We start from the raw sequence: 11,309 nt of genomic DNA on the forward strand, positions 1-11,309 counted from the left end.
CGATGTGGGAGCTGTCGAGCCTTAGCGAGGCTGCGATGCAGGCGCTGCGGTGTAACAGGTGGACCGAGGTGATCTTATCGCAGCCTCGCTAGGGCTCGACAGCTCCCACAGTTATTTGTGGGGCCCGTCAGCCCTTCAATTCTTTGAGGTGCTTGTAGACTGTCGCCCGACCCATGCCCAGCACATTGGCCACATAGTTCGAGGCGCTCTTGCCTTTGAACGCGCCTTCGGCGTGCAGGGCCAGCACCAGTTCGCGTTTGTGGTCACGGGTCAGCAGGTTCAGGCTCAGTTGGCGCTCGCGCATCCAGGCGTGCAGGAACGTGTTGATGCGTTCCTGCCAGTCATCGCGAAACAGCGAGTCTGGCTGGGGGATCAGCTTGCTCGGCGACAGGAACAGGTCCAGCGCTGCCTTGGCGTTTTCGAACAGTGAAATATTCAGGTTGATGCACAGTACCGCGAGGCGACGGCCTTTATGGTCGTGTAGCACAGTGCTCAGGCTGCGAATCTTCTGGCCGTCCCAATTGAGCTTTTCGTAGGGGCCGATATTCACGTCGCTGACGTCATCGCTGAGCATGTCTTCCAGCGATGAGTCGTCGCCGATGGCGCGCTTCGACAGGTTGTTGGCGATGTAGTCGACGGTCTGCGTGCGCAAGTCATGCAGCACCACTTCCGCGTGGGGAAAGAACAGCGTGGCGATTGCGTCGGCAATCGCACGGAAGTTCTGCATGACCTTGTCGTGTTCAGCGGTGTTCATCAATGGGGCTCCAGGCGGACGGGGGAGAGCATACCAGCGTCCAAGCCGAATCGCGTCAGCGTCTCGGGCAGTGGCGCGCCGCGTACCAGGGCGGCGCTGGCCTGGCCCATGGCGGGCGAGGTCTGGATACCATAGCCGCCTTGCGCCGCTACCCAGAACAGCCCGGGCACCTGGGCATCAAAGCCCGACAGCAAATCACCATCGTGTACAAAACTGCGCAGGCCGGCCCAGGTTCGGGTCGGGCGGCGGATGCTCAGGGTGGTGGCTTCTTCGATCTGGTAGATCCCCATGGCGATGTCCAATTCTTCCGGTTGCACATCCTGGGGTTCCACCGGGTCGGCGTTGGCCGGTGAGCCAAGGAACATGCCGGCATCGGGCTTGATGTAGAACGCTTCGTCCAGGGCCACCAGCATCGGCCAGGTATGGCTGTCGACGCCCTCGGGCCCGGCGAAGATAAACGCCGAACGGCGCTTGGGTTGCAGGCCGATGGACGCAGCGCCCGCCAGCCCGCCGATATGATCGGCCCAGGCCCCGGCAGCGTTGATGATAATCGGCGCGGTGAAGGTCGCGCCCTCGGTGCGCACCTGCCACAGGCCATCGGCATCGCGGCTCAGGCCCAATACGTGGCTGTCGGTACGGACTTCGCCCTGGTTGCGACGGATGCCACGCAAATAGCCTTGGTGCAGGGCGTCGGTATCGATGTCGCTGGCGGTCGGGTCGTAGATGGCACCGTGGACTTTGTCACGGCGCAGGATGGGCAAGCGCGCGCAGGCCTCGTCGGCACTCAGCTGTTCGATTTGCGGCACCGTGGCTTTGGCGCTGAGGTATTGGGCGTTCAGTTCGGCAGGGTCGTTGTTGAAGTCGACGGTCAGTTCGCCCCGTGGCGTGAGCAACGGGTGCTCGCAGAAACCCGCTGGCGGGTTGTCGAAGAATTCACGGCTGGCCAGGGTCAGCGCACGGACCTGCGACGTGCCATAGGCTGCGGTATAGAGCGCCGCCGAACGCCCGGTGGAGTGATAGCCCGGGTGGCTTTCCCGCTCCAGCACCAGCACTTTGCCGTGCTGCGACAGCCAGAAACCCGTGGACGCACCGGCAATGCCGCCGCCGATGATGATGAAGTCTGCATGGCTCATGAACATCTCCTTGAAAGGGATTCAGCGCTGGATCTGGTAAAGCGCGTTGGCCAGTGCCACGTCTTCCAGGCCCAGCCCGACGGAGCGGAAAAATACGTGGCGGTCGTAGTCCGGGCGCTGTGCCATGTCACTGAGCAACTCGGGCAGGTCGCCCACCACGGCGCGTTTATCCCAACCGTGCTGCTCGGCGGCCATCAGCATTTCGCCGGCCGCGTTCGGCGTGGTCTGACGATAGTCGCAGAACACGTGCATGGCGTTGAGGCAATGGGGCGGTACTTCGTGAGCACGGGGGGCGTTGGTGCTGATGGAGGTAATCAGCGCCGGTTTGTCCAGGCGTGACGGGTCGATCACCGGGCCGGCCGACGAGGTGCACAGCATGATGACGTCAGCGTCTTGCAGGGCCGCCTCGCAGGATTGGGCGATAACCAGGCGCGGGTCCAGCGCCTTGAGTTGGGCGTGGGTTTCAACGCCGGCATTGCCAAGGCTTGGCGAATACAGGCGGATGGTCTGCCAGTCCCGCAGGTTCTGCACGTAGCGCAGGTGTGCCTGGGCGACCTTGCCGCTGCCGATGATCGCCAGGCGCCGCGCGGCGGCAGGTGCCAGGGCATCCACCGCCAATGCCGTCGTGGCGGCGGTGCGGGCGGTGGTCAGTTCAGCCGCATCGCACAGCAACAGTGGCTGGCCGGTGTGCATCGACATCAGCAGGGTCCAGGCCGTCACCAAGGGCCCTTGTTCGCGCACGATGTATGGCGAAGTCTTGACGCCGTACACCTCGTCAGCGGCCAGTACGCCCAAGTAGTTGATGAAGTCACCCGCTCCGTGCGGGAACTCCACCAGCTGTTGCGCAGGCTGCACCGCTTGCCCGGCAGCCAGGTCGCGGAACAGCTTGTGCAGGATGTGAGGCACATCGATGTGCGCGAGCAATTCACGGGCCTGGGCCTGATTGATCACTTGAGGCGTGCTGGACATGGCTATCTCCGCATATAAACTAATTTGTCCATTATGGACTTTTAGTTCTATCGAGCAATATCCGCACGAAAAAAAGCTACGGGCGTGTGTTACCTCACCAACCACACCGTGACACACAACCCACGCTGCTCTACCTCATCGGTAAACCCCAACTGCACCCGTGCGCCGGTGCGTTCGGCAATCGCCTTGACGATCGACAAACCCAGCCCGGAGCCCGCCTCGTCGGTGCCCAGGCTGCGATAGAACGGGTCGAACACCCGCGCCTGTTCCTCCAGGCTGATACCCGGCCCCGAATCCTTGATTTGCAACTGGACCGCGTCAGGCATCGCCACCACCGACAGGTCGATTCGACCGCCCGGCGGGGTATAGCGGATGGCGTTATCCACCAGGTTCTTCACCAGGGTGAACAGGTCCATCGAGTTGAACAGCACTGGCACATCCACGGCACTGTCGACACCGATGTCGATCTGCTTGGCGTCGGCCAATGGCAGCAGGTCCTCCAACACTTGCCGATACACGGCATGCACTGATAGTTGGGTGGGTGCCCGATCCGCCGCCGATTGCGCCGCCGCCAAACTCAGCAGTTGGTCGATCAGCTTGCGACCACGCTCGATGCCCCGGGACAGCGGCAGGAAACGTTCGCGGGTCATTGGCGACATGTCGGTGGCGGCCAGTCGGTCGGCTTGCAGTGACAGGGCCGTCATGGGCGAGCGCAGTTCATGGGCGGCATCGGCCACAAAGCGCCGTTGGCTGTCCATGGACTGTGCGACGCGGGCCAGCAAACGGTTGATCGCCACCACGAACGGGCGCACTTCGGTGGGTAGATGCTGTTCATCAATCGGGTGCAGTTCCTGCTCGGCCCGCTGGTCGATCTCGGCTGCCAACGTACCAATCGGGCGGAACAGCTTGCGCACCAGGTCGCCCACCACCAGCAACAGCACCGGGAACAGAATCAGGAACGGCAGCAAACTGCGCCACGCGCTCTCGCGGGCGTCCTTGTCGCGGGCATCCTGTTCCTGGGCCACGGCAATGCGCTGGCCCTTGGACGTGGTGTGCACCAGCACCCGGAAGGCTTCGCCGGCCACTTCCACCGTGGACAAACCATCGGCGAGCGTGGTGGGAAAGGGCAGGGGCAACACCTCATCGGTGGTGCCGGTTGCATGCTGGCTGTCGCCCAGGTACTGGATGATCACCCGGGACTCCTCGTCATCACCCTCGATGGCCGGGCCTTGCGGGTAGTTCAAACTCATCTGCTGGCGGTCGAACAACATGGCGACCTGGCGCAGGGTGTCGTCCTGTTGTTCGTGGGTTTCTTCAAAGGCGGAGACGAAGGCAAACACACTGGCCACCAGCGCCACCAACAAAATTGCCAGGGACAAGGTCACCGACAGCCGCAGTTGTACCGATTCACTCAAACGCTTTTTGAAACCATCCATCCCATGCCCCTGACGTTCTTGATCACATGAGTGCCCAACTTGCGCCGCAAGGCGTGAATCAAGAACTCGATGGCGTTGCTTTCCACCTCATTGCCCCAGCCATACAGGCGGTCTTCCAATTCGCTGCGCGACAGGATCGCCCCCGGGCGGATCAACAAGGCTTGCAGCAACGCGAACTCGCGGCTGGAGAGTGCCACGCCAGGCTGTTCTTCGGTGCTGGCTTCTTTGGAGAGCAGGTCCAGCGAGACCACGCCGTTGCTCAGCGAGGAAGAGGCGCTGCCCCCTTTACGGCGCAGCACGGCGCGCATGCGAGCCAGCAGTTCGGGCATGTCGAAAGGCTTGAGCAGATAGTCGTCGGCGCCGCCGTCAAGCCCGCGCAGGCGGTCATCGAGGCTGTCGCGGGCGGTGATGATCAGCAGCGGCACCGGGTTGTTGCGCCCGCGAATGGTCTCCAGCACTTGCAGGCCGTCCTTGCCGGGCAGGCCGAGGTCCAGCAGCACCAGGTCGTAGGGATGGGTGTCGAGGGCGGCCAGCGCCGTGAGGCCATTCTTGACCCAGTCGGCGGCGTAGCTCGCATCGCTGAGCGCGCGCTGGATGGCATCGCCAATCATGGGGTCGTCCTCGACCAGCAGTATCCGCATGTCTCTCTCCACACAAAAAAACGCGGCGAAAAGATCGCCGCGTGTGTATTGAAGCACCTGTGCCGGCCAACGTCAGCCTTTCATCAAATCGAAGGTCTTGAGCAGGTCATCCATCGAGGACGTGCAATCGGCCTGGTTCGGGTTGCCGTCACGCAAGGACGAGAGGGCGCGGTCGATGGCTTTGTCCAACACATGCCAGTCGTTCGCGGCCCGTGGCTTGATGCCGGCTTCGGCGGCGTCCCAGCTGGTTTCCAGGTCTTTGATACGGGCCTTGGCGCCGGCCAGGTCGTTCTTGGCGACCAGCGCGGAAACGTCCACCGCGATGCTGCGGAATTCGGCCAGGTCACCCAGCTTCGACGCATGGGCCTGGCTGCTGGTCGGGCTGGCGTTGGTGGCGTCCTTGGGCTTGTCGGCCGGTTTCGAACAGCCGGTGGCAATGGTCAGCATGAAGATGGCCGAGGCAATGGCGGCACGGCGAATCAGGTTTTGAGCGATGCGCATGAGGATTTCCTTGGTGTCAGTGATTATTGAGTGATGGCTTTGCGGTTGCCGACGCTGATTTGCGCGACGGCCACCAGCAGCACGATGACGCAGAGGAACAGCGCGCTGGTCCAGCTAGCGCCCATGCCCAGGCCGCCGTAGGTCTTGGCTTGGGTGAGCAGGTCGCCTAGCGAGGCGCCGAACGGTCGGGTGAGGATGTAGGCGATCCAGAAGGTCAGCACGCTGTTGACGCCCAGGCGCCAGGCCACCAAGGCCATTGCGATCAAACCGGCGAAGATCACCGCGCCGAGGGTGAAGCCCAGGCCCAGCGCTTCGGTGGCCAGGTCACCGGCGGCGGTGCCCAGGGCAAAGGTGCACAGCACCGTGGTCCAGTAGAACCACTCGCGCCGTGGGGTCACGATGTCGCGGATCGACAGGCTGCGTTCCGTGCGGAACCAAACTATGAAATTGAGTGCAAGCAGCACAGAGAAAATCGCCGTGCTGGCGTACAGGCTCACGTCGAGTTTGTCGGTGAGGATATCGGTGATCTGGGTGCCGACGATGCTCACCAGCACCACGGTCAGCCAGTAGATCCACGGCGTGTAGGCCTTGGTGCGCATTTGGCAGAACAACGCCACCGCCAGCAGCGCGGCCATGCCGATGCTGGTCCAGCCGGCGCCGAAACCGGCATTGACGGCGAGGTAGTCCGCGCCGGTTTCGCCCACGGTGGTGGACAAGATCTTGATCACCCAGAATGACAGCGTCACCTCGGGTACTTTGTTCAGCCAGCGGGCTGCTGTGGCATTCATGGGGTGGTTCTCCTTGACTGCGCGGTGGTTGGCGCAGGGGAGAAGGTAAGCCCCGAAACTTAGCTGAGACTGAGGGCGACGTCTTTTTTCAGAATATGCGCCAGGCCAACCGTGGTGAGGTGCACCACGCTGCCGGTGGGCGGCGCCTGCAAGCCCGAACTGCGCACCAGGATCGCCTGGCCCGGCTCGCCCTCATGGGCTTGCAGCACCACCGTCAGCGTGCAGGTATTGCCGCCGAATTCGCGTTCGGTCACCACCCCACGGCAACCATCACCCTCGGTGACGCTCAGTTGCAGTTGCTCCGGGCGCAGCATGATTCGCGTGGCGTCGTGGTGGCGCTGGCTGTCGACGGGCACGCGCCCCAGGCCGCAGTGGGCCCAACCGGCCTCGACCCGGGCGGGCAGCACCACGGCTTCACCGAGAAACAACGCGGTTTGCTCATCGATCGGGTATTGATACAGGTCCATCGGGTGGCCCGACTGCACCAGCCGACCCTGGCGCATCACCGCCAACTGATCGGCGAACGACAGCGCCTCACTTTGATCGTGGGTCACCAGAATGGTGGTGATGCCCGCGTCGCTGAGCAGCCGCGCGACCATCTTGCGCATGGCCGAGCGCAAGCCGGTATCCAGTGCGGAGAACGGTTCATCCAGCAGCATCAGGCGTGGCTGTTGCGCCAATGCGCGGGCCAACGCCACCCGTTGTTGCTGGCCGCCAGACAACTCATGGGGCCAGCGCCGGGCCATGTTGGCGTCCAGGGCCACGCTGTCCATCAGCTCGGCTATACGGTTGTCGCGGGCCTCACCTTTGGTTGCGAGGCCGAAGCCGATGTTGTCGGCCACGGTCATGTGCGGGAACAGCGCGCCATCCTGCGGCACATAACCGATCTGGCGCTGGTGCGCGGGCACGGCGTGGCTGGCGTCCACCAGCACCTGGCCGTTGAGGGTCAGGCTGCCGGTGTCGGGGAATTCAAAGCCGGCGATCATCCGTAGCAAGGTGGTCTTGCCCGAGCCGGACGGTCCGACGATCACCGTGCGGCTGCCCGTGGGCACCGACAGGCTGACGTCTGCCAGGGCGCGTTGGGTGCCGAAGGTCTTGCAGAGGGCGTGGAGTTCGAGGGCGTTCATCGGCCTGCCGTGCGTTTGGATTGGTGATAGAGAAGGCCGGTCAACGGCAGTGAAAGCAGGATCATGATCAAGGCATAGGGCGCTGCAGCGGCGTAGTCGATCTCGCTGGTCATCGCCCAGAAGCCGGTGGCCAAGGTGCGCGTGCCATTGGGCGCCAACAGCAAGGTGGCCGTCAGTTCATTGGTGATCGCCAGGAACACCAGGGCCGCTCCCGCAGCGGCGGCAGGGGCGGCCAGACGCATAGTGATCAGCCACAACGCGCGGCCCGGCGAACGGCCGAGGCTGCGTGCCATGTTTTCCAGCTCTACCGGTGCCTGGGCGATACCGGCGCGCAGGCTCACCAGCGCCCGGGGCAGGAACATCAGCAAGTACGCGAGCAGCACGGTGAGGGTGGTTTGGTAGATGGGCCGGGCGAAATGGATGGTCACCGTGACCAAGGCCAGCGCGACGACGATGCCCGGTAGCGAACTGGTGATGTAGTTGCAGCCTTCCAGCACGCGCTGCAAACGCCCCGGCGCGCGGATCGACAGCCACGCAATCGGCACCGCCGCGCAGGTGGTCAACACCGCCCCGGCAATCCCCAGCAGCACGGTTTGTTCCAGTGCCGGCAACAGTTCGCCGAGCTGCCAGACCTCGCTGCCACCGGCGATCAGCCATTTGCCCAAGGTAACCAGGGGGACGCCCAAGGCCAGCGCGCAGGTTGCGATTTGCACGCTCAGGGCGAGCAGGGTGGTGCCCTTGCCCAGCGTGACGGTGCGCTGTTCCCGGGCGCTGCCGGAACCCACCCGCGCATAACGCGCATGGCCACGTGCCGAGGCTTCGGCCGTGAGCATCGCCAGGCAGCACAGCGCCAACACGGCCGCGAGCATATTGGCGGCGGGGCCGTTAAAGGTGGATTTGAATTGATCGAAGATCGCCGTGGTGAAGGTGTCGAAGCGGATCATCGCGTACAGGCCATATTCGGCCAGCAAGTGAAGGCCCACCAGCAACGCACCGCCGCAGATCGCCAGGCGCAGTTGCGGCAGCACCACTCGCCAGAACACCGCCCAGGGCTTGAGACCCAGGGACTCGGCCACGTCTTCGATGGCAGGATCAAGCCGGCGCAATGTCGCCGCCACCGGCAGGTACAGAAAGGGGAAATAGGCAATCACCGACACCAGCACACCAGCCGGCAAACCGTGAATCGACGGCACTAGGCTGACCCAGGCGTAACTGTGCACAAACGCCGGCACCGCCAGCGGTGCTACCGCCAACAACGACCAGGCGCGACGCCCAGGCAGGTTACTGCGTTCGGTCAGCCACGCCAGCGCAGTGCCCAGCGCGATGCACAACGGTAAGGTGAACACCACCAGCAGCACAGTGTTGAGCAACAGCTCGCCGACGCGCGGGCGCCACACCAGCGCCTCGATCTGGGCCCAGCCGATTTGCCAGGATACGCCGATCACAAACGCGATCGGCAACAGCGCCAGCAGTGAAACCAGTACCGACAAACTGGTGACCCACGTGCCCCCACGGCTCTTGAATAAACCGTGGGGGCGTTTGCGGGGCGACGCGTGGGCGATGCCGGGTAGGGAGGGTTCAGGCAGCAATCAGAGCAGTCCGGCCTGGGTCATCAACTCAACGGCTTTTTTGCTGTTGAGCTTGGACGCGTCGACCTTCGGTGCATCCAGTTGCGCCAGCGGGGTCAGCTTGGGATTGGACTGGGCGTTCTGGCCCACCGCGTATTCGAACGAATTGCCGTCCTTGAGGATGGCCTGACCGTCTTTGCCGGTGATCCACTTCAAGAAGGCCTGGGCCTGTTCTTTATGTTTGCTGGAGGCCAATACACCGCCACCGGAAATGCTCACAAACGCACCCGGGTCCTGGTGCTTGAAGTAGTGCAGTTGGGTGTTCTTGCTGTTCTCGCCGGTCTTGGACTGATCGACGAAGCTGTAATAGTGATAGATCACGCCACTGTCGACCTGGCCCGCGTTGACCGCTTTGAGCACCGCGCTGTTGCCACGGTAGATGCTCGCGTTGGCTTTCATTGCCTTGAGCCAGTCAAGGGTGGCAGCTTCGCCCTTCAGCTCCAGCACGGCGGCGACGATGGCCTGGAAGTCGGCACCGGCCGGCGAGGCGGCCCAGCGGCCTTTCCAGCTTGGCGAGGCGAGGTCCATCAGCGACTTGGGCAGGTCGCCTTCTTTCAATTTGCTTGGGTTGTACACAAACACCGTGGAGCGTGCGGCAATGCCGACCCACTTGCCATGGGCTGGGCGGTAGGCGTCATCAACCTGTTCCAGCGTGGTGGGCGCGACCGGTGCGAATAAACCCGCGTTGTCTACCAGCACCATGGCCGGGGAGTTTTCGGTGAGGAACACGTCAGCTGGGGAAGCGGCACCTTCCTGCACGAGCTGGTTGCCCATCTCGGTGTCGTCGCCATTGCGGATGGTCACCGGGATACCGGTTTCCTGGGTGAACCCTTCAACCCACGCCTTGGTGAGGCTTTCGTGCTGGGCGTTGTACACCACGATACCGACCGGCTCGCTGGCGGCATACACATGGCCGGCGCTGACCAGGGCAGTGGCGAGCAGGGCTTTTTTGACAAACGAAGGAAGACGGGTGGTCATGCGGTGAGCGCTCCGGGTTTTTATGGCTGCACGGGAAATCCGCGAGAGGTCGATTGAGACTAGACCAATAGGAATCATTTGCATGTTGAAACGCGGCGAATGTAGAGCTGGGAATGAGAAAAAAACGTCAAAAAAACGTGATAAATACCGTCGGCCGACGATCTTGAAAACAACGCATATTAACTGTGGGAGGGGGCTTGCCCCCGATGACGGAGTATCAGCTGACATCTACTTAGCTGACCTACCGCTATCGGGGGCAAGCCCCCTCCCACATTGGATCACCTATGCCCTTGGAGATGATTACGCCTTGCTGGTCACCAATTCCACCCGGCATCCAGGCCCTGCATCGCTGACTGTCAGTTGCAGGTCATGCAACCGTGCCACTGCCGCTACCATGCTCAACCCCAACCCATTGCCTGGCGTATGCCGGCTCGCTTCGGCGCGGTACAAGCGACGTAGCACCGCCTGGCGTTCGGCTTCGGGAATGCCGGGACCGTTGTCCGTGACGTGAATGCCGACACCGGACGCATCGGCAATCACGCTCAGCCGCACCTGGCTATGGTCCGGTGAGAACTTGATGGCGTTGTCCAGCAGGTTGCACAGCGCATCGAACAGCAACTGCGCGTCACCCGCGATGATCGCCGGGGCTTGGCTGTTGTCGACGGTGAGCGTCGTGCCACGCTCTTCCGCCAGCGGTTCGTAAAGTTCGGCGGCATCGGCAGCGATCAGGTTGAGGTCTATCGGGGCAAAGTGGCTACGGCGCGCGCTGTTTTCGATTTCGGAGATGCGCAGCAACGCCTTGAACGTCAACAGCAAACCCTTGGCTTCGCTCAGCGCGGCATCGACGCTGGCGGCGTAATCGGTGGAGGCCATGTCGCGGCGTTGGGCGCGCTCAAGGCCGGCGATCAAGCGGGTAAGCGGGGTGCGCAGGTCGTGGGCGATGTCGTCGCACACGCCTTTGACTTCACTCATCAAGCGCTCCAGTTCATCGAGCATGCCGTTGACCACCAGGGCCAGGCGGTCGATGTCGTCGTTGTTGCCGCGCACCGGCAGGCGGCCGCTCAGGTCGCCTTCGATGATGCCCTTGATCGAACGGTTGACCTTGTCCAGGCGCCGGTGCGCCAGAAAACCCAGCCCCACCGCGCCCACCAGGCCGACCAGCAGCAACAGCAGGCCGCCGGAGATCAGCGCGTTGATCAGCAGTTCGTCGAATTCGCGGATGTCGTGCACATCCTGGGCCACCAGCAGCAGCTTGCCGTCGTCCAGCCGGTGCACGATAAACCGTATCGGCCGGTGATGACCGTTGGCCCGCAGCCAGCGAAATTCCTGGGGTTTGTCCAAGGCTGTGTACACC

General features: G+C 63.1%; 11 protein-coding genes. All 11 read right to left on the minus strand.

Going from position 1 to position 11,309, the window contains the following annotated elements; translation table 11 throughout:
- Positions 1-127: 127 nt before the first annotated feature.
- Positions 128-754 carry a helix-turn-helix transcriptional regulator gene (locus ACRESD_RS24920; protein WP_431753336.1) on the minus strand — a complete coding sequence of 209 codons (627 nt, stop codon included), beginning with the start codon at positions 752-754 and terminating at the stop codon, positions 128-130.
- Positions 754-1,887, minus strand: a complete 1,134-nt coding sequence (locus ACRESD_RS24925; protein WP_431753337.1) for an NAD(P)/FAD-dependent oxidoreductase — start codon at positions 1,885-1,887, stop codon at positions 754-756. Before ACRESD_RS24925 ends, ACRESD_RS24920 begins: the two co-directional genes overlap by 1 nt.
- A gap of 21 nt (positions 1,888-1,908) precedes the next feature.
- Entirely contained in the window at positions 1,909-2,856 is a 948-nt protein-coding gene (locus tag ACRESD_RS24930) for an ornithine cyclodeaminase family protein (protein WP_431753338.1), read from the minus strand.
- 89 nt (positions 2,857-2,945) lie between these two features.
- Entirely contained in the window at positions 2,946-4,292 is a 1,347-nt protein-coding gene (locus ACRESD_RS24935) for an ATP-binding protein (protein ID WP_431753339.1), read from the minus strand.
- Complete coding sequence (locus tag ACRESD_RS24940) at positions 4,268-4,933, minus strand: response regulator transcription factor (RefSeq protein WP_431753340.1); 666 nt, start codon at positions 4,931-4,933, stop codon at positions 4,268-4,270. Before ACRESD_RS24940 ends, ACRESD_RS24935 begins: the two co-directional genes overlap by 25 nt.
- Positions 4,934-5,005: 72 nt before the next feature.
- Entirely contained in the window at positions 5,006-5,434 is a 429-nt protein-coding gene (locus ACRESD_RS24945) for a hypothetical protein (RefSeq protein ID WP_431753341.1), read from the minus strand.
- A gap of 23 nt (positions 5,435-5,457) precedes the next feature.
- Positions 5,458-6,222, minus strand: a complete 765-nt coding sequence (locus ACRESD_RS24950; protein ID WP_431753342.1) for a COG4705 family protein — start codon at positions 6,220-6,222, stop codon at positions 5,458-5,460.
- Positions 6,223-6,281: 59 nt separating this feature from the next.
- Complete coding sequence (locus tag ACRESD_RS24955) at positions 6,282-7,349, minus strand: ABC transporter ATP-binding protein (RefSeq protein ID WP_431753343.1); 1,068 nt, start codon at positions 7,347-7,349, stop codon at positions 6,282-6,284.
- Positions 7,346-8,911, minus strand: a complete 1,566-nt coding sequence (locus ACRESD_RS24960) for an ABC transporter permease (protein WP_431753346.1) — start codon at positions 8,909-8,911, stop codon at positions 7,346-7,348. Before ACRESD_RS24960 ends, ACRESD_RS24955 begins: the two co-directional genes overlap by 4 nt.
- Before the next feature lie 27 nt (positions 8,912-8,938).
- Positions 8,939-9,955, minus strand: a complete 1,017-nt coding sequence (locus tag ACRESD_RS24965) for an iron ABC transporter substrate-binding protein (RefSeq protein WP_431753344.1) — start codon at positions 9,953-9,955, stop codon at positions 8,939-8,941.
- Between the two features lie 300 nt (positions 9,956-10,255).
- On the minus strand, positions 10,256-11,309 hold a 1,054-nt coding region (locus tag ACRESD_RS24970; protein WP_431753345.1), incomplete at its 5' end, for a sensor histidine kinase.

This window comes from Pseudomonas sp. (genome assembly GCF_050739995.1).
In the GTDB taxonomy this organism is placed as follows: domain Bacteria; phylum Pseudomonadota; class Gammaproteobacteria; order Pseudomonadales; family Pseudomonadaceae; genus Aquipseudomonas.